The sequence below is a fragment of the Nitratidesulfovibrio sp. 1201_IL3209 genome, assembly GCF_036763125.1.
In the GTDB taxonomy this organism is placed as follows: domain Bacteria; phylum Desulfobacterota; class Desulfovibrionia; order Desulfovibrionales; family Desulfovibrionaceae; genus Cupidesulfovibrio.
In genome coordinates this window covers 195,620-217,868 of the sequence record NZ_JBAIYT010000002.1, presented here as the reverse complement: position 1 = coordinate 217,868, position 22,249 = coordinate 195,620, and the positions used below count along the sequence as shown (strand labels likewise).

Genomic DNA, 22,249 nt, shown 5'->3' with positions numbered 1-22,249 from the left:
GCATGCGTTCCGGGCGGTTGTCGCTTCGTTGCTACTGCTTCTGGCCGGGCAGCAAGTTCCTGATGGCCCCGCCGATGCCCTTCACCGCCTCGCCGCCCTTTTCCACCGGGGCCTGGATGACGCCGCCCGCGCCTTCCAGGGTGTTCATCAGCATCTTGGCCGGGTCCACCCCGTAGCTGGGCGAGTCCAGCGGGCCGCTGATCTTGATGGGTATCCTGGGCAGGCCGGTGACGTCGAGGGTGGCGGCGTAGTCCACCACGTTGCGGCCAAGGTCGGCCGTGCCCGCGCCCGTGGCGCCGATGCCCGGCGAGACGAACTTGAGGTCCCTGTTGCTGACCACGCCCTTGTCGGCGCGGACGGACGCGGTGAGGCTGTCGAACTTCTGGCCCGATGCCCCGGCCCGCCTGGATTCCGCGCCCTTGATGCCTTCGGGGATGATCTGGAAGCCGTGGATGGTGCCCTGGGTCATGGCCAGCGAGGCCGTGCCCGCCAGGGTGTGCTTGGCGGCGTTCCAGTCGTCGCCTGTGGCGGTGAGGTCGGTCTTCGCGTCGGTGCGGGCCGAAACGTGCCGCTTGCCCAGCGCGGCCTGCTGCAATTCGCCCACCTCCACCCCCTTCACGGTGGTGACGATGCGCGACTTCGTCGCTTCGGCGCGGGTGTCGGCGGTGATGTCGCCGTCCACGGAGCCGCCGCCCAGGTTCAGCTTCAGCGGGTTGATGCGCACCAACCCCTTGTCGGCCACCAGGCGCACCAGCACGTTGGTCATGGGCACCTTGGAGGCGACGAGCCGCCCGGCCTTGAAGGTGGCGTCCGCGTCGTAGGCGCGCAGGGCCTTCTTGGCCTCGGCCGCGCCGCCCTGGGGAGCCGCCTTGCCGCCCTGCTGGGCGGGGGCGGCCTTCTCCGGCGCCTTGCTCCCGCTCTGCCCACCTTCCGGGGGCAGGTAGCGGTCCACGTCGATGGCGTCCAGCGCCAGTTCCGCCCGGATCACCTGCACCGGGCCGGGCACGGCGGACGCCTTGCCCTGAATGGCGGATGCCTTGCCTTGGACGGTGGTGTCGTCCAGCTTGCCGATGATGGAGCGCACGTCCACCTTGGCGGGCGCGGCCTGCACGTCCAGCGTGAGGTCCAGCGCGTCCAGCGCCTTGGGGTCGGCCGTGCGCACGGGAGTGCCCAGCGATTCCAGCGCCTTGCGCGGCGAACCGGCCAGGGTCAGCATGCCCTCGAAGGACTGCGCGCCCAGCGCGGCGGTGCCGTTGGCGCCAACCTTCATGGTGGGGGTGGACAGCGACAGCCGGGCGATGTCCAGCCGCTGCGGCACGGTGTGGAAGGTCATGTCGCCCGCCAGTTCCACCTTGCCGAGCCCGGCGGGCGTCACGCCGCCCTTGGGGGTGAGGGTCACGGTCAGGCCGTTCACTTCCAGCACCGAGCCGCCCAGGTCGGACTGGACCTTGGCGGTGACGGAAAGGTCGGCCTCCATGTCCGGCTTCTGGCCGGACATGGCCACGGTCAGCCTGATGTCGGCGGGGTCGCCGCCGGGGGCCAGGCCGTTGACGTCCACGTTCAGGTCGCGGGCGCGGAACTGTTGTCCGGTGGCCAGGTCGCGGAAGGACAGCGAGGCCCCGTTCACCGACAGGGTGTCCACGGCCACGGCCAGGGGCGCGCCGCCGGAACTGGCGGAGTTGGAGGAGCCGGAGGAACCGGATGCCGGGGGCTGGGCCGGTTGCGCGCCGGATGCGCCGGACGTGCCGGACGCGCCGGGGGCCTGGCCAGGCTTGGAGAAGTCCCAGTTGGTCCGGCCGTCGGCGGCGCGCACCAGATTCAGGTGCGGCCCGTCCAGAATCAGCTCCGCCACCTCCACCCGCTTGGACAGCAGCGGCATGAAGGCCACGCGCAGCCCGCCGCCCTTGATGCGCAGGAAGACGTCGTCGTCGCCTGCCGGGGCAGACGGGGCGGCCCCCGCCCCCGCACCGGGGAAGTCCGGCGGGTTGCCGAGGTGCATGGGGCCGAAGGCGATGCCCAGCCATGGGAAGAAGGACAGCGAGAGGTCGCCGTCGAAGACCAGTTCGCGGCCGGTGGCCGAGCGTGCGGCGTCGGCGATGCGGCCCTTGTAGTCGTTGGGGTCGATGGTCGCCACCACGATGGCGACGGCCGCCGCGGCAAGGATGACCAGGGCGCCGATGGCGGCGGCCACGAGTTTGAGCGTTCTGTTCATGGCGGTGCTCCCGGTTTGGGGTTGCCGAAGAGGGCAGCGGGCGCGGGCCGGGGGCCGCGCGGCACGGCGGCGGAAGAAGGGAAGCCCGAACCTTCCCCAAAGATAACCCACCGGGGATGTTGGGGCAAGGCATGGAGGGGAATTGGGGCGTCCGCGGATTGGGGAGCGGGGCCGGACGCTCTGGCGGACCGGTCCGATTCGCGCTAGACCTTGGCCCATGAATCCCGTCATGAAGCCCGCCACGCAGCCCATGCCCCCCGTCGGCGCATCCACCCGCGCCGTTCCCCGCGCTCCCGCCCCCCGCACTCCCGCCCTGATGGTGCAGGGCACCTGCTCCAACGCGGGCAAGAGCATCCTTGCCGCCGCGTTCTGCCGCATCTTTTTGCAGGACGGCCTGCGCGTGGCCCCGTTCAAGGCGCAGAACATGGCGCTCAATTCCTGCGTCACCCCCGACGGCCTGGAGATGGGCCGGGCGCAGGCGGTGCAGGCGGCGGCCTGCCGCCTCGACCCGGACGTGCGCATGAACCCGGTGCTGCTGAAGCCCTGTTCCGACGTGGGTTCGCAGGTCATCGTCATGGGGCGGCCGGTGGGCGTCATGCGGGTGCGCCAGTACGTGGACTACAAGCCACGGGCGCGCGACGCGGCCTTTGCCGCCTACGACAGCCTGGCGGCGGAGCACGACGTGATGGTCATCGAAGGGGCGGGCAGCCCGGCGGAAATCAACCTGAAGGCCCACGACATCGTGAACATGGCCATGGCCCGCCACGCCGGGGCGCGGGTGCTGCTGGTGGGCGACATCGACCGGGGCGGGGTGTTCGCGGCGCTGGTGGGCACCATGGAACTGCTGGACGGCTGGGAGCGCGACCTGGTGACGGGCTACCTGCTGAACAAGTTCCGGGGCGACGCCAGCCTGCTGGACCCGGCGCTGGACTTCATGAGGGAACGGACCGGCCGCCCCGTGCTGGGCGTGGTGCCGTACCTGCGCGACCTGAGCCTGCCGGAAGAGGATTCCGTGACCTTCAAGGAAGGGCTGCCCGGTCTGCCCGGTCTGGGCAGTCTGGGCGGTCTGCGTGGTCTGCGAGACCTGGGCGGCGGCGCGGCGGGAGAAGGCGGCGGCGATGCGCTGGACATCGTGCTGGTGGACCTGCCGCACATCAGCAATTTCACCGACGTGGACGCCCTGCGCGGCGAGCCGGACGTGCGGCTGCGCGTGGCCCGCACCCCGGCGGACCTCGCGGGACCGGCCGTATCGGGGGGACCGGGGGGGCGCCACCCGGACGCGGTGATCCTGCCCGGCAGCAAGAACACCACCGGCGACCTGCGTGCCCTGCGCGCCTCGGGCATGGCCGATGCGCTGGCGCGCCTTGCGCGCGACCCGGACGGGCCGGTGGTGGCGGGCATCTGCGCCGGGTTGCAGATGCTGGGCCTTTCCGTGGCCGACCCGCTGGGACTGGAAGGCGGCGGGTGCGAGGACGGGCTGGGCCTGCTGCCGGTGCGCACCGAACTGGCGGCGGAAAAGACCCTGCGCCGCACGGCCGGGGTGCACCCGTACAGCGGCCTGCCGGTGGCCGGGTACGAGATCCGGCACGGGATAACCGTTGGAGAGGGGAGTGCAGGGTCCGGTGACGCGGGAAACCCGGGCGACGCGGCCAGCGCGGACACCGCGCGCGCCTTCCTGCTGCGCGAGGACGGCGGCGCGCTGGGCTGGTCCGCCGGAACCGGGCCACGGGAGCGGGTGTGGGGCACCTCGCTGCACGGGGTGTTCGACGCCGACGGCTTCCGCAGGCATTTTCTGGACGGGTTGCGCGCACGCCGGGGGCTGGCTCCGCTGGGCCGGGTGGTGGCCCCCTATTCGCTGGACCCGGCGCTGGACCGGCTGGCCGACGCCGTGCGCGCCGCCGTGGACATGGACGCCATTTACGGTATGCTGGGCCTGACGCGGGCCTGATGCCGAAAAGGAGAGGCGATGTGTACTGACGGAGAGAGACGGGCTGCGGCGCGGGCCATGCCGGATGGTTTCGGCCGGATTTCGCGCATGGCGGCCCGGTGCCTGCTGGCGTGTCTGCTGACGGGACTGTTGGCGGCCCTGCCCGCCGTGTCCGCCGTGGCGGCCGAAGAGGCCGCGCCGCAGGCAGCGGCGCCCGCTTCCGACGCCATGACCTCCCCCGTGTCTCCCTCCCCCGCGTCTTCCGAATCCCCCGTCCCCGCTTCCGTCGCCGCCCCCGCCCCAGCGCCCATTGTCCACATGCCGAATTTCGGCGACCAGCCCGCCACCGAAGGGGCCAGGGCCCTGTACGCGGAGGCGGTGCGCGTGCTCTCGCAGGTGCGCAGCACCCGCTACACCGGCAACTACGTGGTGGACGAGGAGACCGGCCGGTTCGAACTGAACTGTTCCGGCTTCCTGTCCATGCTGCTGTACGAGGTGAACCCCTCGGCGCTGGCCACCGTGGACCGCAGCGGCAAGCACTACCGCCCCCGGGCCGAGGACTTCCACCGCAGCATCCTGTGCGCCGGGCCGCGAGGTGACGGCACGGGCTGGCTGCGGCTGGAGCGGGTTTCCGACCTGCGCCCCGGCGACGTGGTGGCGTGGCTGCGGCCCGCCGAACGCAGCGCCAGTTCCGCCACCGGCCACGTCATGGTGGCGCTGGGCGGTCCGCGCTCCAATCCGGCCCGGCCCGGCGAAGTGCTGCTGCCCGTGGCCGACTGTACCCTGAGCCCGCACGGCGACCTGGCCGCCATGCGCGAGGCGGGCAGCCCGGAATCCGAAGCCGCGCGGCCCACGCAACCGGTGATGGAACCGGCGAGGGAACCCGTGCCCGGCACCACCCTTGGCCAGCCCCGGCCGCCGGAGGTGGAGGCGTCCCCGGCCATCGCCCCCGGCATCGAACGGGGCAGCGCCGCATGGCTTGCCGCACTGCCCAGGGATACGCGAGAGCCGGGCATCGGCGGCGTGGGCACCGGGGTCATCGGCCTGGCCACCGACGCCACCGGCCACCCCGTGGCCTACTGGTGGCGGGGCGGCGTTTCGCGGCACCGGCTGGTGACCTCCATCATGCTCGGCCGGCTGGAATAGCCGGGCCCGGCCGGGGCGGGCGTGTTCCCGCTTTCCGGCCAGGCCGTGTTTCCATTCCCCTGCCTTGCGTCCGGCCGTCCGGGGCCCTTCCGGCCGCGCCCCCCGCTACTTGGCCAGTTCGTCGGCCTTCTTGCGCAGGTAGTCGCCAAGATCGTTCATGGCCGCCTTGGCCTTGAACAGGTTGAGGTGCAGCGCATCGGTAAAGCCCAGCACGTTGGCCCCCTTGTTCAGCGGCGTGGACGACTGGCCGAGGGTGGCGTGCTTCAGGCGGCCGTCTTCCACCACGAACACCGTGGTGTCCACCATGTTGCCCACGAACTCCCTTTTCACGTCCACGGTGAGCACCACGTTGTTGCCCTTCAGTTCGCGCTTGGTGATGTCGCCCATCACCGATTCGCCAAGGTATATCTTTTCGTCCTTGATGTCGGGCACGGCGTCGAACACCACCCGGTAGTCGTTCTCGAACAGCCCGAGCACGGCGTGGGCGCTGGTGGCCGCGCCCGGCAACAGCAGCAGGGCGAAGACAAGCACGAGGGTGCGCATGGGAACCTCCCTTACGGTTGGGTGACGGTTGCGGATGGCGGGCGCGCCGGGCGCGAAAACCGGGACATGGTATCCGGCAAGGCCCGGCACGGTACTGCCCGCAGCATACACCCCCGCACGCGTCGCGGGCAACCACGCGCACGGTGGGGAATTCCCTGCGCTCGGGTGCGGTCAGCGGATAATGGGCTGATGGCGGGCTGACGGCAGGCGGATGGTGGCGTGAAGGATGCCGGGCACGGCATGCCCCCCGCCGGACGCGGAAACATCCCGCGCCCGCGCGGGGGGCAGACATTTTTCCGGGCTGCGGGTACCATGGAAGGTGCAACCCCGGCGGGCGCCGTTGCCGCGCGCCCCCGAACACAACGGGAGGACACATCCATGGGCATCATCTGGTTTCTGCTGCTGGGCGCGCTGGCAGGCTGGCTGGCCGCCAAGCTGATGCAGGGGCGCGGCTTCGGCTTTCTGGGCAACATGGCCGTGGGCGTGGTGGGCGCGGTGCTGGGCGGCTTTCTGTTCCGCATGGTGGGCGTGCACGGCGGCGGCATGACCGGATCGCTGGTCACCGCCGTGGTGGGCGCCATCGTGCTGCTGTTCCTGGTGGGCCTGATAAAGCGGAACTGATGCGGCGGGGTCGGGCTGGGCGGCAAGGTCCGGCGCGGCCCCGCGTTGTCCAGGTCGCACGGGGCTCGCGGCATTGCCCGCAGGCCGCCGCCGCTACGTGTTGTCGCGCAGGATCTGCTTTTCCAGCACGAATTCCACGCGGCGGTTCCTGGCCCGGTTCTCTTCCGTGGTGTTGGGGAACAGCGGGTTCATGTCCGCAAGGCCGGTGGCGGTGATGCGGTGCGGGGCTATGCCCATGTCCAGCAGGGCGCGCAGCACGTTGATGGCCCGGGCGGAGGACAAATCCCAGTTGTCGCGGAACCGTCCGCCCGGAGGGGTGGGCGAACTGTCGGTGAAGCCGCGCACGTTGATGTCCTGGTCGGGGTGGCGCACGAACAGGTCGTACATGTGCTGCAACAGCTTGCGGCCTTCCGGCGTGATGGTGTCGCTGCCCGGCTCGAACAGCACCCCGGCGGGCATGTTCAGGGTGATCTTGCCGTTCTCGCTGCTGCCGGTGAGGATGTCGCTCATGCCGCGCGACTGCGCGAACAGGCGCACTTCCGCGTAGAGCCGGTTCTGGGCCTCCACCAGCTGGCGGCGGTACATCACCTCGTCCACCACGCTGCCCACCTTCTCGTCCTTCAGGCGCACGATGCGCGCGCTTTCCCCCACGCCCAGGGCCTGCTGCACCGAGTTGATGGAGTCGGAGAACATGCCCTTTTCCACCGAGGACATGGAAAAGAGCAGCACGAAGCAGGCCAGCAGCAGCAGGGACAGGTCCGAGGTGGTGATCAGCCAGATGGCCTGGTCGTCGCCATCGGGTTCCATGGCCTTCCTGCGTTCATCCCTATCGAGCATAGCGGCGCTCCTTGGGGGCCAGGAACGAGGACAGCTTTTCGTAGACCAGGCGCGGGTTGTTGTTTTCGAGGATGCATTTGGCCCCCTCGAAGATGATCTCCAGCCGGTGCACCTCAAGCTGGGTGCGCGCGGCCAGCTTGCCCGCGATGGGGGTGAGGATGAGGTTGGAGAGCATGGCCCCGTAGAAGGTGCAGATCATGGCCACCGACATCGCCGGGCCGATGCTCTTGGGATTGTCGAGGTTGGCGAACATCTGCACCAGGCCGATCAGCGTGCCGGTAAGGCCCAGCGAAGGGGCCAGCAATCCCAGCCGCTTGAACACGTTCTGGGCCACCGAATGGCGCTTGCACAGCGAGGATATCTCGATGAGCAGCGAATCCTTGATCAGTTCCGGCCCGGCGTTGTCGGCGATGAGCATGCACGCCTTCTTGAGCACCGCGTCGTTGGTGTGCACGTGCTCCAGGGCCACGATGCCCTCGCGGCGGCTCAGTTCGGCGATGCGCACCATGGTGTTCACCACGTCGGCGTCGGAGAATTCGCGCATCATCAGTGTCTTGGTTGCGGCGCGAAATGCCTGAAGCACTTGGTTGAGCGGAAAGTTGATGCAGATGGCCGCCAGCGAGCCCCCCACCACGATCATGAAGGCATGCAGGTCCACGAACAGCCATATGGAACCCCCGCCCATGATGGCCCCGAAGACCATGGCAAGTCCGACGATGAGGCCGAAGAGGGTTGCGATGTCCATGCGCCGTACTCCCGGGGAAGTGCCCCGCAATGTTGTCCCGCTTGTCGCGGCGGCCCGCCCGCCACGTTTCCCCCGCGTGCGCGTCGCAACCGCCCGGTGCGGACGCACGGAAGCGCTGCGGCGTTGCGGAAAGGGCATGACGCGGCAGCGGCGCTTGCCATGAAAGCGGCCTTGCGTCGTAGTCTTGGGAAAATGCGGGCAAACCTAGTGCAGCATCTTGGTGCAACCCCCCTGGAAATGCAAGTGCCAAGGGGGTGAGTTTTCACGCAACACGCTGTGCCCGCTAGATATATTGGGGATTATGGCAGGAAGGGGGACTGCGGAACCGGGTTGGCGCGGAAAAAACGTGCGGGGCCGCCCACCATGGGGGTTGGGATGGAGTTGCCGAGGGGTGGCGCCGGGGCTCAAGGAAGCGCCGTTGCCGGTGCGGAAGGTTTCCGGCAACTGCTTCTGCTGCAACTTTCCATCAACAATGCCTGCTTCTTCCCCGAAAGTCCCGCACTCACTGTCTGGGAACCTTCCGTAACATCCGGACCCTGCCGGATTCTGCCGGACTCTCCGCCTTGGCGCGCAGCCTCCGGGAGGCCGCACTGCCTCGCTTGTCCGCTGCGGGCAACTGCCGCCCGCCGGAAACGGGACGGAAAGGCCCCTGCCCGGCGGCTCCGGCACGCCGGGCACTGACGCCGGAGACGCGGAGGCTGCCGGTGTGGGCTGATTGACGCCTTTCTTCGCTTGGGGTATTTTTTCTTCACTACTCCCAATGGCAGCACGCGCAGCTGGTAAAACGTAGCGCGTACTCTGCCCGGCATTATGCTGGGTTTTTTCTTGTGCGACTTGTCGCCATCAGCATGCATTGCCGGGTCGATAGCTCCGAATACAATACCCTTCGGGGGAATAAGAGCAGCGCTCATTGGGCGCAGTTGAGTCCCGGCATTTCTCATCTCCAAGTGCCGATACTACTAACCCAATGGAGCCTTACCATGTCTGCTTCTTCCCCGAATGCCCCGCATTCACCTCCTCGGAACCTTCCGCAACATCCCGACCCTGCCGAACTCGCCGCCTTGGCGCACAACCTCCGGGAGGCCGCGCAGGCTCTGCTCGTCTGCTGCGGGCAAATGCCGCCCGCCGGAAACGACGCGGAAAGGCTCCTGCCCGGCGGCTCCGGCACGCCGGACGCCGACGCCGGAGACGTGGAGGCTGTCGGTGAAACGCGCAGCTATTACTTTTCGCCGTCCACGCTCCGGCATGAGCGGGAACTTCTGGAAAAATACACGGCCAGGGATTTCCGCGAATTGCTCGACCAGGCCCATGTGTACCTCGTGGGGCTGGTCAAGCTGATGAAAAGCGTCCATGCCGACGCACGGGTCAGGGGCTATGTGATTTCCAGCCTGGGAAGTCTGCTTGAGCAGGCTTCCATACTGATCCTGCGCATGCGCAACCTCTACGCCAACGTGCGGCTGGTCGAAAACGGCACGGAACCCGGCGCGTTCCGTCCTGCACGCCCGGCAGCGTGACGGCACCCGCATAATCGCAATGACAAGCGGCCCGGATACACTTCCGGGCCGCTGTCTTGCCTGGCCGCGAACGCCCCGGAACCGGACGAAAGAAAGACCGGAAGTCCCTGTTGCTGGGGCTTCCGGTCTTTCTCGATTGCGTTGCCGCAAAATTCTGGCGGAGAGGGAGAGATTCGGCAGTTCGGATATTTTTCCTGCCGAAATCACTGATTTTTTCAGGTCCGTCGAAGGGCCTAGAGAGCGTTTGTAGCAAGGGGGTGTATCCGGGGCAAGTCGTCGGTTAGGCAAAAAAACTGTAGCTGACAGGGTAGCTACCGCGCCAATGGATCGTGTCCGGGAGCACAGATCGTGAACCCATTTGAACCGCAGTCAACGGAGAACATCAACCTACTCACTGTTTCGACATCAACGCCGGTCGCGCGGGCAATGTTCGCGTACAGAAAGACGCAGGAATCAACGCCAAGCTCCATGCGACGTTTAAATTCGGTGTTGGTGTACTCCTCAAGCTTGCGGGCTACAGCAATGTCGTTGTGTAGTTTTTCACGCTTTCTCTGATTGCTTCCGCTGTATCCTTTGACGTGGACTCTGATGGGATAGACTACCATGTGGACTCCTTTCTGAGCATCGTCACGGACATAATCTTGCGATGAGGTTGCTAACGCTTGATGCATGCCACTTACCACCGCGAGGGGTGGCAACACAACGACGGTTCAACTCTTCGGCTATCCCCTTGGCCGACGTGATCCCCGATGCCTGGATGGATTCGACAAGGGACCGAAGCCCCTGCGCCCGTGCGTCGGCGTTCTGCTTCACGGCTTCCACTCCGGCGGCGTTGCCGTACTGCCGGAGGTGAGACGCCCCGGTGGGGCACCCCAGCTTGACCCCTCGCTCTTTAGCTGCGGCAAGGGCGGCCTTGGTCCGGGATGAGATGGCCTTCCGTTCCTCCCGTGCAACGAGGGCCATGATGCCCACGGTCAACTCGTTGGCGTTCGGCATGTCGGTAGCCACGAAGGGCACTCCGGCTTCCTGAAGCCCGATCAGGAAGTGGGCATTGCGGGACAGGCGGTCGAGCTTGGCAATGACCAGCTTCGCTCCAGTCAGGCGGCAGTGTTCCAGCGCCTTGAGCAGTTCGGGACGGTCGTTCTTCCGTCCGCTCTCCACCTCCACATACTCGCCCAGCAGGGTCCAGTCCCCGCCGTTCAGGTAGTCGGCTACCGCCTTCCGCTGTGCCTCAAGGCCAAGGCCGGATGCGCCTTGCTTGGTCGTCGATACTCGTAGGTAGGAAACAAAGAGGTCTCGTCCCATCGTGGTCTCCGTGCTTACAGAACTCGCTAACGAACGTTAGGGGGGTTTGTAAACAAAGAAGAGGCAGGGCGTCAACCGGGAAGTGGTGGGCAGTGGTCGTGGCTGTCCCCGGCCAGCGTCCCGGCCCAAGGTAGCGCACGAGGATGGCCGGAGAGCGGCGGAACGGATGATGGTCGGGGATGGGTTGGGGTATGGTGGTAGCGGGGTTCCTACGATGGAAAACGGCCCGTCGTGTTACGGTGGGCAGGTGGACGACCACCCCCATATGGATTGACCCCTCGGTATGGGGGGAATGGGTCTTGGTCGGTATAGGAGATGGGCTGTCAGATTTTTGTGTCAGAAACATCCGGGGTGTCCGGCCACGAAGCCTTCGGCCCGGAAGACATTCAGCTTGTCCTGCACTTCGGGACGGACCTTCTTGATGGTGAAGAGCCAGCCGGACAGGAACTCGATGGGGAGCATGAGGGTACGTTGGTAACCGCCAGCGGAAGGCGTGGTGATTTTCACCACACCTTTGGTAAGCACCGGATCGGCCTTGATTTTCACATGTTGGGACTTCCAGTCGATACCCAGCGCCTCGCACACATGGCGGGGCAAGAAGTAGCAGCGGTCGTCGGCGGTGACGTCGGCGAGGATGGTGGCGAAATGCTGTGTGATGGGCTAACTTCGAGGAAACGTGGAGGTTGTAATGATTTTCCAAGAAGCAAAAGCGGCTGTAGATTTGGCGAAGGATATTGCATCTCATTTGCGAAAAACAGCTAACCACGATCCGGAGTTGATGGAGATGTTTGTTAGCTTGAGAAGTGCAGTGCTTGACCTGTATGAAGAGAATACTAGGCTTCAGAGTGAGCTTATTGCAGCCAGAGGCCTTGATGATGTGATGAAGTCTGTTGTGTATGATAAAGAATACTATGCCTATTTTGACAATGCGGATACGGAGCGCGATGAGCCGTTTTGTCAGGTTTGTCTGGATGATCGAGGGAAGAGAATTAGAATGGTCGAGCGGACATACCATTGGGTGTGTGGCGTTTGTGAACATGTGGTGTATGCGAAGGGTGGGCGTGAAAGGGAGAAAGCGGCTAAAGAGCGACAAAAACGGGAGCGAGAGGCTGCATGGAAGCCATTTCCACGACGCCATTTGTGACATAGAGTGACCGAGATGGCGCGGTCCACGGCCATGTCGGGGTTCTGCTCTTCCTCCACGAACCGGCGGATGATGTTGTTGCAGAGGATGTGGAACTCGGGGGACAGGTACTTGGCGTAGGCCAAGGCGATCTGCCAGTGGGCGAAGGTGCCACCGAAGCGGCCACGGGTGATGTGGAAAAGGTCCGCCACGCGGACATTTTCTTTCTTGCTGACTTCGTTGATGAAACGCTGGGCTTCATCGGTTTCGCGCCAATGCGCCGGGCGCTTGTTGTATTCCGCGCCGCTGGCCTTCCAGAAGTCGGTCAGGTTCACGAACTTGTCGTCGGTGAAGCGGATGGCGGTGTCGTTGATCACGAGGGCGGGGGTGCAGGTGGCGGGCGGTGATCGTCTCCTCACTGGACCAAAACTCCGGTGACCATAGTGCGGAAGAAACGCGACTGTGGTTGCCGTGATTCCCTTGTCAGTCCTGACCTAGCAGGCGTCTTCCGTTTGCAGAGCCGATAGCCCGGCACGAACAACGACGGCCCCTCCACGTGTGCCGCCCTTGAGTGGGTGACATGTGGAGGGGCCGTCGTTGTGCGTCGTATGGGTATGGGGCCACGCGAGGCGGGCAGGTTGGGCCGTCCGCTCACGAGGATGGCCGGAGAGCGGCGAAGAGGGACGGGGCCGTGTGTTGGTCTAGGTCGTCCGGCTTGGGTGGGGTCTTTCATCGAAAAACGGCCCACCGTAACACGACGATCTAGCAGGACCACTACGGGGCGGTGGTAGACCGTTTGGCCTTCTGCTCAGGCTGATAGACGTACTTGTCGTAGGCCCCCAGCGCCGAGCCGCCGATGGACAGGGCACCGCCGAGGTAGTTCGGCTGGTTGATGGGGGAGCCGATGTAGTTGGACTGGGACTTCATGCGGGCCTCGGCCTTGTCCTTGTAGCCGCTGATGGCGGTGTCGGCGTTGACGCCCACCATGTCGAGCTGCTGCATGATCACGTCCCGCTTCTGGGCAGCGGAACGCTCGTAGTCGGCCATGAGTGCGTCGAGGGCGGTCCCTGCGGCCTCACTGGAGGCGAGGGCCTGACCCTGCTTCTGTATCTTCTCCTGCTGGAGCTTCTGGAGTTCTTCGGAGGCCGACGCCTGCTGCTGCATCTGGTTGATGCGCTCGGCGGCTGCGGCCTCGATGTATTCCCTGTTGGCCGCCTCTTGGTTCAGCTTGGCCGTGCGGGCGTACTCGTCGGACATGGCCGATTGGTACGATGCCTGGGCGTCGGCCTGCTGCTGCTGGGCGTGGAGGGATGCGGCGGTGGAAGCGATGGCAAGTGAGGTGGCGAGGCCAGCCATTAGACCACACATGACGACCTCGCCCTATGCCCGTCCCGCAGTGGCGGCGGCGTAGTTCGGATTGCAGCCACAGCGGAACGGGTAGAGGTGGCACGGGGAGTACCGGGGATCGACGTCCGGGGACAGCTCACACCCGACCACGGCCTCGGCATCGCCTCCCATGCAGCGGTAGAGGCAGAAGGACCGGATGGCCGGTGTGGGCCGATGGGGACAGGTCGTGGCCCGGCGTCCGAAGCGGTAGGGATGCAGCGGGCACCCTGCGTCGGCGCACTCCTCCACGGCCCGCCGGTCACCGCCCATGCAGTCGTGGACGCAGTGGTGGCGGATGGCCTCAAGGGCGGTCATGGAGCGAGGCGGGGTACTCCCGGCGAACAGACAGGCCACGAGGTGGTCGGCAGCCTGCTCGACCGTCATGCGCTGGGTGGTCGTGGTTGGTTCATTCATGACGACCATCCCCCTTAGGCCCGCTTACAGCCACGAAGGGCGCAGGTTCCACGGGTACGACGCCGGGCTGCGCAGGTGTTCAGCACAGGGGCCATCGACCGCAGGGTCTGGGCGCGGGCCTCGGTGGCTTCGGCGGCTTCCCGAACAGCGACAACAGCTTCCCGGTACGTCATGACGGCGATGGCAGACGGGGCGAGGCGAGTGATCGTCTCGTCAGCCACCGTCACCCCTGAACGGGCAACTTCCAAGGCGACATCAACATCGATCACTTCCTTCACAGCCTCGGCGGCGCGGTCGAGGGCCTCCGCTACCTCGTGGAGCCTGCGGGCTGCATTGTCGAGCGCAAGCCGAAGGTCTTCCCGTGATACGGCATCCACATCAATGGGCCGCGTCGGTTCGAGGATCAGGTCATAGACCGCCAAGGTTCGCGGGGGGATGTCGAGGGTGTGGGGCTGGATAACGGTCTTCTTGGTCATGGTGTGTTCCTTGCTCTCGGTAGAGCGGTTGGGGTTGGTGAACAGGGTGGGCCTTGAACGACATGGACGACTGATCCACCTCACGGGCTGGCGGTACGGATGCCCCGGAGCGCCAAGAACCGCCCACGACCTCACGCCATCCCCCATGCGCGGTGGAGGGGAGACGTGAGGCCGTAGGCGGTTGAACCGAGAGGGGAACAGGAAGGCTTGCGTAGCTGGTGGGGCGGTCTGTGACGGGGATGGACGATGAACGACAACGGCAGCGGCGTCCCTGAAGGTGGGCCTATGGTGATGCCTTTAGTTGGCATCAGGTGGGCCACAGGTGGGGCTTAAGGTGTTAGTCGTAGTTCATCTTGTTTATAGCCCCTGAAGGTAGTCCCTTTCAGTCTGGCTTAAGGTGTCCCTACAGGTTGGCTTGAGGTTCCCCTTTGCCCGAGAGTGCAAGATAATTGGCAATGGTCTGGAATCAATGACGATGGGCGGTCTTTGCTCCGGCCCCCGGACGGGCCTCTGCCCCGATAGTGGAACCTAATTGTAATGCACTGAAATCAATAGCGATGGGTGGTCGCTGTTTCAGCCCCCGGATGGTCGTCAGTCTCCCGGCCCTCCAGAACGCGAAAAGGCCCACTGCGTCGTCAGAACACAGCGGGCCTTTTTTCGTGCAAGTTCGGGGGGGGGAATCTGTCCGAGGTAGGTCGTTGGCCATGCCCGGACAGGATCAGGCCTGATACGCCTTCCTCGCGTGATTCCGGCGGGAGTAGGCTGGTCAGTTCATCGCCGCCTCGCCCGCGCCGGGGAGGGCAAGCACGACCTCCGCGCCCGGCAGGATGATCCGGTACTCCAGCCACTGGGCGTCTGTGGCCTCGACGGTGATCCGGGGTGCTCCGATGTCCGGGCCTTCGGTGGCGGTGGGGGTCTCCCAGATGGCGTACTCTTCGATCAGCCCGAAGGCTTTGGCGGTGTGGAGCAGGGTGTCGAGGCGGGCGATGTCCGGCCCTTTGCCGTGCTCCGTGTTGCCCATGACCGGGGCCAGCAGGTTAGCCACGGTGGACGGCGGGAGGCCCAGCAGGGAGGCTATCCGATCCACGGCATGGACGGCGGACAGGCAGTAGGACAGACGGTCGCAGAGCAGGGCGGCGGCGGTGTGGGTGTGTGTCGTGTTCATGGTCGATGGTCCGTGTGATGTTGATGGTGGAATCATGATGGCCATGAGCGATGACGCGATCGTATGCGGAATTGGTGGAAACATGTCAACGCCTGAATCGCCCCGCTTCCGGGATTGTCAATGAACGTTGAATGGCGCAAGCGTTGCAGTTTCTGTGTTTGCTGGGTGATCCTCAACGATCGTTGAATAGTTTGTTGTGTCTCATTTTCTTGCCCATGTGCTGTCCTTGAGTTTCGACAGAGAGAGTTCTTCGGCCCACGGAAGGACCGCAATGACCTTATCCCGCAACGCGGCGGTGGGGTACTTGCCGATGTAGGTAGCGGTAACCCCGATGTCGCCGCTTTTCTTATCGTGCCCGATGACCTCTTGAATCATCAGGATGTCAGCCCCGGCCCGTGTCCGCAGGTAGGTGGATACCGTGTGCCGGAAGCTGTGGAAGACGACATCACTGATTTCGCCGTCCGCCCCGCCGATGCCCAGCTTGCGCCGGTACCGGGTGAACCATGTGGTGATGGGGCCGCCGACGTTGCCGCGTTTCTCGCGCTTGAGGTCGGGGAACAGGCGATGATGTCCGGCGGCCTTCTGTTCCTCGACGAACCGCAGGAACCCAAGGCCGTCGATCAGGAACGGGTGGATTGGAACCAAACGGACCCCCGCCTCGGTCTTGACGTGCTTCCCGTCTCCGGCCTCGTTCACGTCGATGCACCACACGCCATCGTCCTGCCGGATGTCGGTCACGAGGAGTTGTGCGATCTCCTCAATGCGCATGCCGGTGAACAGCGCGATCAGGGGCGTCCAGAAGTAGGCCGGGGATTGCTCGGTAGCGGCGAGGTAGGAACGAGGGTTGAAGAGCCGTTGCAGTTCTTCGGTGGTGAACGGGCGTCGGGATGAGCGGGCCTTCCCCTGCGCCTTCGGGATCACAAAGGCGGCGTTCAGGGGCTTGGCGATGATCCCGTATTCCAGTTCCAGCCAGTTCAGCAGCGAACGGACCATGTTGAACTTCGTGTTCAGCGTCTTTGCGGACAGTCGTTTTTCCGCCGGAAGGTCGAGAGCGGCGAGAGCATGCAGGCGTTTACCGGCGTACTCCCTGCTCTTCGGGTTCGCAGGCTGGGCAGCCATGAGGCGGCCATAGTCCCGGATCATGTCCCGGTCGAGTTCGGCCAAGGTGACGTCCCGGCCTCGCGTTTCCGTGATCGCCTCCGCGAACTGGCGGACGTTGACGAAGACGTTGCGCTTGCTGCCTTCTGCCAGTTCGGGGTCTTTCGCCGCTATGTACTTCTCGACCGCCGCTGACAGGGTGATGGCCTGTGCTGCCCCGGTGGTGACGGTGGTAGTCGATGCCTGGACTGAATCAGGGGCCGGATGCGGTGCCGTGGCCGTGGCCTGCCATCCGGGGGCGTCCATGATGGTCCGGACCGCCGAGAGCCGGTAGTCAGGCCGGGCGGTCAGTTCCCCGGCGAACGTCGGGCAAGATGCCGACTCGATGACGGCAGCTTGCGCCAGAAGCAGGGCATCGCAGAGCTTGAGGAACTGAAGGCGGGAGACAGGGGGCCGCGATCCAGCACCGTCCGTGGGGGCGTTACTCGACGCACGAGGATGGCCGGAGAGCGGCGATTCGGTTCCGGTCGGGTCATTCGTTGGGGTGCCGTCGTTCGGTGGGCTTTTTTCCTCGAAATCGCCCCGCTGTGACACGGTGGCCGGATAGCCCGCCCGCAGCAAGACCTCTCGCGCCGTGGCGGTGGTGTGCCGGTGGTCCTTCCGGTTCTGCGCCTCCATGAGCGTGTGGTAGAGGTTGGCTGACTGTTCCTCACGGGTCTTGAGTTCCCCCGGCGTGCTGACAGGCCTCCGGATCAGGAGGGTTTCGTATTCGTCGTGCAGGACTTTATCCAGCCACTTGCGGGCCAGTTCCCGCATGTCCTCACTGGGTGTGGTGTTCTCCATCATCGTCGTGTGCCTTCTTGCGAGGTTGAATAGATCATGAACGACGGCAGCCAGCTTCAACGCGCGAGGCCGGGCTTCCCTCAAACTGGCCGTGCCGAGGCTGCGGCGAATCTCGGTCCAGCCAAGGCAGGCCCGGAGTTCGGCAGGGACACGGAAGCGGAAGTAGAGGATGCCCCGGTGCTGCACGAGGTAGCCGGGTGCTGACGTGGACAGGGTGGAGCGAGGGCCGCGCGGTGGGCGGCTGGTCCGATAGTGGGACCTAATGGGGGCCTGCTGGCCGAGAGTGCAAGGTAATGGCGCAGGAAGGGGCGGCGGGGAGGACTGGAAAAGCGACACGGCGGAGGCTCCAGTTTGTATCCGTGTGGTGTATCCACAAGGACCTGAAGCCCCCGCCGTCGGGATATTGCAACCATTCTAGATGGTTGACTTTCACTGGCGGAGAGGGAGAGATTTGAACTCTCGATACAGGTTTTGCCCGTATACTCCCTTAGCAGGGGAGCGCCTTCGGCCGCTCGGCCACCTCTCCGTTGTCGCGCGGACAAGCCGCGCGAGAAAGCGTGTGTACCCGGTTGGCGGGCGCGCTGTCAAGCACGCGGGCCAGATTCATGGGTCGGAAACCACGGCGGGGCGGCGTCGCCTGCCGCTAGCTGCGGTAGTCGGCGTTGCAGCTGACGTAGTCGTGGGTCAGGTCCGAGGCCAGCAGGCGGTAGCTGCCCGGCCCGTTGCCCAGCATGATGTTGACCACGATGTCGCGCCCGGCCAGCGGTTCCCTGAGCAGGGCGTCGAAGTCCAGGTTGGTGGGCTGTCCGCCCCGGAACAGTTCCACCCCGCACAGGGACACGATGACCGCCGCCGGGTTGAAGACGGCCCCGCTGCGGCCCAGCGCCGCCACGATGCGGCCCCAGTTGGCGTCGCGGCCGTACATGGCCGTCTTCACCAGTTGCGAATGGCCCACGGTGCGCGCGGCCAGTTCCGCGTCGGCGTCGTCGCGCGCGCCCGCCACGTTGATGTGGATGACCTTGGTGGCGCCTTCGCCGTCCTTTACCAGCATGTAGGCCACCTCGCCCAGCACGCCGGTAAGCGCCGCGCCCAGCACGGCCAGGTCCGCGCCGCGCGCGGACACGCCCGAGGCGCCGTTGGTCAGGCCGAACACGGTGTCGTTGGTGGAGGTGTCGCCGTCCACGGTCACGCGGTTGAAGGTGGCGTCCACCGCGTCGCGGAACAGGGCCTGCCAGGCGGCGGGCTCCACGTCGGCGTCGCACAGCACGGTGGCCAGCATGGTGGCCATGTTCGGGCAGATCATGCCCGCGCCCTTGGCCATGCCCGCCAGGGTCACCGTGCCGCCGGAAAGCTCCACCGTGCGCGAGGCGAATTTGGGAAAGGCGTCGGTGGTCATGATGGCCCTGGCGAAGTCTTCCGGACCCTTCCTGCCAAGGTCCGCGGCCAGGGCGGGCACGGCGGCGGACCACTTGTCCATCGCCAGTTGCGCGCCGATGACGCCCGTTGACGCGGGCAGGATGTCCTGCGGCGCAAGGCCGGTGGCGGCGGCCACCAGTTCCAGCGTGGCGCGGCAGTTGGCCAGGCCCTCGTCGCCGGTGCAGGCGTTGGCCTGGCCGGAATTGATCAGCACCGCGCGGGCCTTGGGCGCGCGGGCCAGGATGTCGCGCGCCACCAGCACCGGAGCGGCCTGGAACAGGTTCTTGGTGAACACGGCGGCAGCCACGGCGGGGGTGTCGCTGACCACCAGGGCCAGGTCGTCACGACCCGACTTTCGGAACCCGGCCCCCGTGGTGGCGAAGCGGAAGCCCTTGGGAGCCGCGCAGGTGGCGGGGGCTTCTTGGGCGGTGGCGGGGGTGGCGGCGGGGGTGTGGTTGCTGGCCCTGTTCGGTTCCATGGTGGGCTCCGTGTTCGGCCCGTCGGGCCGGTTGGCGGGTGCGTGGGGTGCCCGCTGGCGTCCGTGGCGGCGCGCATTCGGCATGATCGGCATGACATGACATGCCGTGACGCACGGTGGCGCGCGGTTGGCGCACAATCCGGCGTGCAGCGGTGCACGCCGTTCGTATTACGGGCAAGTCCCGGAAAAGTGAAGGGCGGCGCGGGAACTCCCGCGCCGCCCCTGTGTGTGCGACAGTGCCGTGGGGCGCGTCATGCGCCGCAGCACTTCTTGTACTTCTGGCCGCTGCCGCAGGGGCACGGGTCGTTGCGGCCGACTTTGGGCTCGGCTCGTCGCTCGGGCGTCGCGGACGGGGTTTCCTTCTGCGCACCGGAATAGTTCAGGCTCTTGGGCTCTTCCTTGTGCTTGAATTCCTGCTTCAGTTCTTCCGGCGGCGCCTGCTCCTCGCGCTGGATGCGCAGGCGGGTCAGGGCGCGGAACAGGTTTTCGCGCACGCGGAACAGCATGTCCTGGAACAGCGAGAAGCCCTCGCGCTTGTATTCCTGCTTGGGGTCGCGCTGGCCGTACCCGCGCAGGCCGATGCCGTCGCGCAGGTGGTCCATGTTCAGCAGGTGTTCCTTCCAGCAGCGGTCCACTTCCTCCAGCAGGAAGAAGCGCAGGATGTCGCGGTACACCTCGCCGGTGTCGCGCTTCAGTTCTTCCAGTATGGACAGCACGGCGCCGCGCGCGGTTTCGCGGTCGGGCAGGTTGCCGTCGGCAAGGGGCAGCACGCGGGTGATGTTGAACACGTCGCGCAGGCGGGCCAGGGCATAGGCCCTGGCGTCGTCGCCCTCGCCGCCCTTGCCCTGCTCCGCGTCGCCGTAGATTTCGTCGAACAGGTCGTCCATGAATTCGAGGGCGGTCTCTTCGAGGTCCGCCTCCATCATGGTTTCGCGGCGCAGGGTGTAGATGACCTCGCGCTGCTGGTTCATGACGTTGTCGTAGTCCAGCAGCGTCTTGCGGATTTCGAAGTTGTGGCCTTCCACGCGTTTCTGGGCGTTTTCGATGGCGCGGCTGACCATGCGGTTTTCGATGGGTTCGCCTTCCTCCATGCCCAGCTTCTGCATCAGGCCGGAGATGCGGTCGGACCCGAACAGGCGCATCAGGTCGTCTTCCAGTGAAAGGTAGAACCGCGACGAGCCGGGGTCGCCCTGACGGCCGGAGCGGCCGCGCAACTGGTTGTCGATGCGGCGGCTTTCGTGGCGTTCGGTGCCCAGGATGTGCAGGCCGCCCAGTTCGCGCACGCCTTCGCCCAGCACGATGTCGGTGCCTCGGCCGGCCATGTTGGTGGCGATGGTGACCTTGCCGCGCTGGCCCGCCTGGGCCACGATTTCCGCTTCCTGCTCGTGGTGCTTGGCGTTCAGCACGTTGTGCGGCACGCCTGCCTTCTTGAGCATGGCCGAAAGCAGTTCCGAGGTCTCGATGGAGATGGTGCCCACCAGCACCGGCTGGCCGCTCTGGTGCAGTTCGCCGATGGCGGCCACGATGGCGTCGAATTTTTCGCGGCGGGTGCGGTAGATGGAATCCGGGTAGTCGCGGCGGATCATGGGCTTGTTGGTCGGGATGGTGATGACCTGCAACCCGTAGATCTGCTGGAATTCCACGGCCTCGGTGTCGGCCGTGCCGGTCATGCCCGCCAGCTTCCTGTACATGCGGAAGTAGTTCTGGAAGGTGATGGAGGCCAGCGTCTGGTTTTCCGCCTCGACCTTCACCTTTTCCTTGGCTTCCAGCGCCTGGTGCAGCCCGTCGCTGAAGCGGCGGCCCGGCATCAGGCGGCCGGTGAACTCGTCCACGATGACCACCTGGTCCTCGGGGGTGACGATGTAGTCCACGTCGCGCCGGAACACGTGGTGGGCCTTCAGGGCCTGCAACACGTGGTGCTGGAAGGTGATGTTGCCGGGGTCGAACAGGTTGTCGATGCCCAGCAGTTCTTCGCATTTCGCCACGCCCTCGTCGGTGAGGGTGGCGGTGCGGGCCTTTTCGTCCACGGAAAAGTGGGTTTCGGCCGCAAGCCTGGGGATGATGTCGTCCACGCGGCGGTAGAGGCCGGTGGAATCCTCCGACGGGCCGGAGATGATCAGCGGGGTGCGCGCCTCGTCGATGAGGATGGAGTCCACTTCGTCCACGATGGCGAAATTGTGTTCGCGCTGCACCAGTTGGTGCGGGTAGAACTTCATGTTGTCGCGCAGGTAGTCGAAGCCGAATTCGTTGTTGGTGCCGTAGGTGATGTCGGACCCGTAGGCGGCCTTGCGCTCCTCGTCGGTCAGCCCGTGCACGATGACGCCCACGGACAGCCCCAGGAAGTTGTACAGGCGGCCCATCCACGCGGCGTCGCGTTTGGCCAGGTAGTCGTTGACGGTGACCACGTGCACGCCCAGCCCGGAAATGGCGTTCAGCACCACGGGCAGGGTGGCCACCAGGGTCTTGCCTTCACCGGTCTTCATTTCGGCGATGCGGCCTTCGTGCAGCACCATGCCGCCCACCAACTGCACATCGAAGTGGCGCATGTTCAGGACGCGCCTGCCCGCCTCGCGCGTCAGCGCGAAGACTTCGGGCAGCAGGTCGTCCAGGCTGCGGCTGTTCTGGGCCTGTTCGCGGTATTCGGCCAGGCGCGCCGGAAAGTCCTCGTCGGCAAGGGCCTGCATCTGCGGTTCGAGGGCGTTGATGGCCTCGACGCGGGCGCGGCAGCGCTTGATGTAGCGGTCGTTGGAAGAGCCGAAGATGCTTTTGAACAGGATATCGAACATTCCTTCTCCCGAAAGATGGAGGCGGTGGGAACGCGGGGCGGCCAAGGCCGGTTGCCGCGCGGAAGGCCCCGCGCGGGGCGGGGCTGGCGATGGCCGCAAGGGCGACGTGCCGGGCGGGCCGCATGGCGCGGCGCTCACCGTGCGGCGGTGGAACGGAAAACATGGGCCGCGCGGCGGGTGGCCGAACCCGTCTCAAATAAGTCAAATACCGGCT

At 65.9% G+C, this 22,249-nt stretch carries 19 protein-coding genes and 1 tRNA gene; 4 read left to right on the top strand and 16 right to left on the bottom strand.

The genetic code is table 11. The features are described from left to right. Positions 1-31 precede the first annotated feature (31 nt). Positions 32-2,212 carry an AsmA family protein gene (locus tag V6B97_RS02485; RefSeq protein WP_333504902.1) on the bottom strand — a complete coding sequence of 727 codons (2,181 nt, stop codon included), beginning with the start codon at positions 2,210-2,212 and terminating at the stop codon, positions 32-34. Between the two features lie 250 nt (positions 2,213-2,462). On the opposite strand from V6B97_RS02485, the gene V6B97_RS02480 reads away from it, so the two are divergent. Both V6B97_RS02480 and V6B97_RS02475 read left to right on the top strand, forming a co-directional pair. Continuing rightward, positions 2,463-4,160, top strand: a complete 1,698-nt coding sequence (locus V6B97_RS02480; RefSeq protein ID WP_333504975.1) for a cobyric acid synthase — start codon at positions 2,463-2,465, stop codon at positions 4,158-4,160. 57 nt (positions 4,161-4,217) lie between these two features. After that, positions 4,218-5,285, top strand: coding sequence for a hypothetical protein (locus tag V6B97_RS02475; RefSeq protein WP_333504901.1), 1,068 nt, complete (start codon positions 4,218-4,220; stop codon positions 5,283-5,285). Between the two features lie 105 nt (positions 5,286-5,390). On the opposite strand, the gene V6B97_RS02470 is transcribed toward V6B97_RS02475, so the two are convergent. After that, positions 5,391-5,828: a hypothetical protein gene (locus tag V6B97_RS02470; RefSeq protein ID WP_333504900.1), complete on the bottom strand. Its 438-nt coding sequence runs from the start codon at positions 5,826-5,828 to the stop codon at positions 5,391-5,393. 378 nt (positions 5,829-6,206) lie between these two features. Here V6B97_RS02470 and V6B97_RS02465 point away from each other — a divergent pair, with 378 nt between their 5' ends. Further along, positions 6,207-6,449, top strand: a complete 243-nt coding sequence (locus V6B97_RS02465) for a GlsB/YeaQ/YmgE family stress response membrane protein (protein ID WP_333504899.1) — start codon at positions 6,207-6,209, stop codon at positions 6,447-6,449. Between the two features lie 93 nt (positions 6,450-6,542). Here V6B97_RS02465 and V6B97_RS02460 read toward each other — a convergent pair whose 3' ends face one another. Beyond that, entirely contained in the window at positions 6,543-7,286 is a 744-nt protein-coding gene (locus V6B97_RS02460) for an OmpA/MotB family protein (RefSeq protein ID WP_333504898.1), read from the bottom strand. Continuing rightward, entirely contained in the window at positions 7,276-8,031 is a 756-nt protein-coding gene (locus V6B97_RS02455) for a motility protein A (protein ID WP_333504897.1), read from the bottom strand. The genes V6B97_RS02460 and V6B97_RS02455 overlap by 11 nt, the downstream gene beginning before the upstream one ends. A 980-nt stretch (positions 8,032-9,011) precedes the next feature. Between V6B97_RS02455 and V6B97_RS02450 the strand changes: the two genes are divergently transcribed. Continuing rightward, complete coding sequence (locus V6B97_RS02450; protein WP_333504896.1) at positions 9,012-9,545, top strand: ATPase; 534 nt, start codon at positions 9,012-9,014, stop codon at positions 9,543-9,545. 311 nt (positions 9,546-9,856) lie between these two features. Here V6B97_RS02450 and V6B97_RS02445 read toward each other — a convergent pair whose 3' ends face one another. The 12 genes from V6B97_RS02445 to secA form a co-directional block, all read right to left on the bottom strand. Next, complete coding sequence (locus tag V6B97_RS02445; RefSeq protein ID WP_167127659.1) at positions 9,857-10,150, bottom strand: hypothetical protein; 294 nt, start codon at positions 10,148-10,150, stop codon at positions 9,857-9,859. 22 nt (positions 10,151-10,172) lie between these two features. Next, positions 10,173-10,850: a recombinase family protein gene (locus V6B97_RS02440; protein ID WP_333504895.1), complete on the bottom strand. Its 678-nt coding sequence runs from the start codon at positions 10,848-10,850 to the stop codon at positions 10,173-10,175. 336 nt (positions 10,851-11,186) lie between these two features. Then, a complete protein-coding gene (locus tag V6B97_RS02435) occupies positions 11,187-11,486 on the bottom strand; it encodes a phage antirepressor N-terminal domain-containing protein (protein WP_333504974.1) in 300 nt (99 codons plus the stop codon). 321 nt (positions 11,487-11,807) lie between these two features. Next, positions 11,808-12,350: a KilA-N domain-containing protein gene (locus V6B97_RS02430; RefSeq protein ID WP_333504894.1), complete on the bottom strand. Its 543-nt coding sequence runs from the start codon at positions 12,348-12,350 to the stop codon at positions 11,808-11,810. A gap of 397 nt (positions 12,351-12,747) precedes the next feature. After that, on the bottom strand, positions 12,748-13,329 hold the full coding sequence (locus V6B97_RS02425; RefSeq protein ID WP_333504893.1) for a virion core protein, T7 gp14 family: 582 nt from the start codon (positions 13,327-13,329) through the stop codon (positions 12,748-12,750). Positions 13,330-13,353: 24 nt separating this feature from the next. Beyond that, positions 13,354-13,773 carry a hypothetical protein gene (locus V6B97_RS02420; RefSeq protein ID WP_333504892.1) on the bottom strand — a complete coding sequence of 140 codons (420 nt, stop codon included), beginning with the start codon at positions 13,771-13,773 and terminating at the stop codon, positions 13,354-13,356. 14 nt (positions 13,774-13,787) lie between these two features. Further along, positions 13,788-14,249, bottom strand: a complete 462-nt coding sequence (locus tag V6B97_RS02415; RefSeq protein ID WP_333504891.1) for a hypothetical protein — start codon at positions 14,247-14,249, stop codon at positions 13,788-13,790. 766 nt (positions 14,250-15,015) lie between these two features. Further along, positions 15,016-15,414, bottom strand: coding sequence for a hypothetical protein (locus V6B97_RS02410; protein WP_333504890.1), 399 nt, complete (start codon positions 15,412-15,414; stop codon positions 15,016-15,018). Positions 15,415-15,615: 201 nt separating this feature from the next. Next, positions 15,616-17,541 carry a site-specific integrase gene (locus V6B97_RS02405; protein ID WP_333504889.1) on the bottom strand — a complete coding sequence of 642 codons (1,926 nt, stop codon included), beginning with the start codon at positions 17,539-17,541 and terminating at the stop codon, positions 15,616-15,618. 247 nt (positions 17,542-17,788) lie between these two features. After that, positions 17,789-17,881, bottom strand: a tRNA-Ser gene (locus V6B97_RS02400). 117 nt (positions 17,882-17,998) lie between these two features. Beyond that, complete coding sequence (gene argJ / locus V6B97_RS02395; RefSeq protein ID WP_333504888.1) at positions 17,999-19,249, bottom strand: bifunctional glutamate N-acetyltransferase/amino-acid acetyltransferase ArgJ; 1,251 nt, start codon at positions 19,247-19,249, stop codon at positions 17,999-18,001. Between the two features lie 251 nt (positions 19,250-19,500). After that, positions 19,501-22,035, bottom strand: coding sequence for a preprotein translocase subunit SecA (secA, locus tag V6B97_RS02390; protein ID WP_333504887.1), 2,535 nt, complete (start codon positions 22,033-22,035; stop codon positions 19,501-19,503). Positions 22,036-22,249: the final 214 nt, after the last annotated feature.

Bases quoted from the DNA above. Each gene is read 5' to 3' on its own strand.
- V6B97_RS02470 (WP_333504900.1), bottom strand. From the start codon at position 5,828: ATGCGCACCCTCGTGCTTGTCTTCGCCCTGCTGCTGTTGCCGGGCGCG.
- secA (WP_333504887.1), bottom strand. From the start codon at position 22,035: ATGTTCGATATCCTGTTCAAAAGCATCTTCGGCTCTTCCAACGACCGC.
- V6B97_RS02485 (WP_333504902.1), bottom strand. From the start codon at position 2,212: ATGAACAGAACGCTCAAACTCGTGGCCGCCGCCATCGGCGCCCTGGTC.
- V6B97_RS02460 (WP_333504898.1), bottom strand. From the start codon at position 7,286: ATGCTCGATAGGGATGAACGCAGGAAGGCCATGGAACCCGATGGCGAC.
- V6B97_RS02415 (WP_333504891.1), bottom strand. From the start codon at position 14,249: ATGACCAAGAAGACCGTTATCCAGCCCCACACCCTCGACATCCCCCCG.
- argJ (WP_333504888.1), bottom strand. From the start codon at position 19,249: ATGGAACCGAACAGGGCCAGCAACCACACCCCCGCCGCCACCCCCGCC.
- V6B97_RS02465 (WP_333504899.1), top strand. From the start codon at position 6,207: ATGGGCATCATCTGGTTTCTGCTGCTGGGCGCGCTGGCAGGCTGGCTG.
- V6B97_RS02480 (WP_333504975.1), top strand. From the start codon at position 2,463: ATGCCCCCCGTCGGCGCATCCACCCGCGCCGTTCCCCGCGCTCCCGCC.
- V6B97_RS02425 (WP_333504893.1), bottom strand. From the start codon at position 13,329: ATGGCTGGCCTCGCCACCTCACTTGCCATCGCTTCCACCGCCGCATCC.
- V6B97_RS02455 (WP_333504897.1), bottom strand. From the start codon at position 8,031: ATGGACATCGCAACCCTCTTCGGCCTCATCGTCGGACTTGCCATGGTC.
- V6B97_RS02420 (WP_333504892.1), bottom strand. From the start codon at position 13,773: ATGAATGAACCAACCACGACCACCCAGCGCATGACGGTCGAGCAGGCT.
- V6B97_RS02475 (WP_333504901.1), top strand. From the start codon at position 4,218: ATGCCGGATGGTTTCGGCCGGATTTCGCGCATGGCGGCCCGGTGCCTG.
- V6B97_RS02450 (WP_333504896.1), top strand. From the start codon at position 9,012: ATGTCTGCTTCTTCCCCGAATGCCCCGCATTCACCTCCTCGGAACCTT.
- V6B97_RS02440 (WP_333504895.1), bottom strand. From the start codon at position 10,850: ATGGGACGAGACCTCTTTGTTTCCTACCTACGAGTATCGACGACCAAG.
- V6B97_RS02410 (WP_333504890.1), bottom strand. From the start codon at position 15,414: ATGAACACGACACACACCCACACCGCCGCCGCCCTGCTCTGCGACCGT.
- V6B97_RS02445 (WP_167127659.1), bottom strand. From the start codon at position 10,150: ATGGTAGTCTATCCCATCAGAGTCCACGTCAAAGGATACAGCGGAAGC.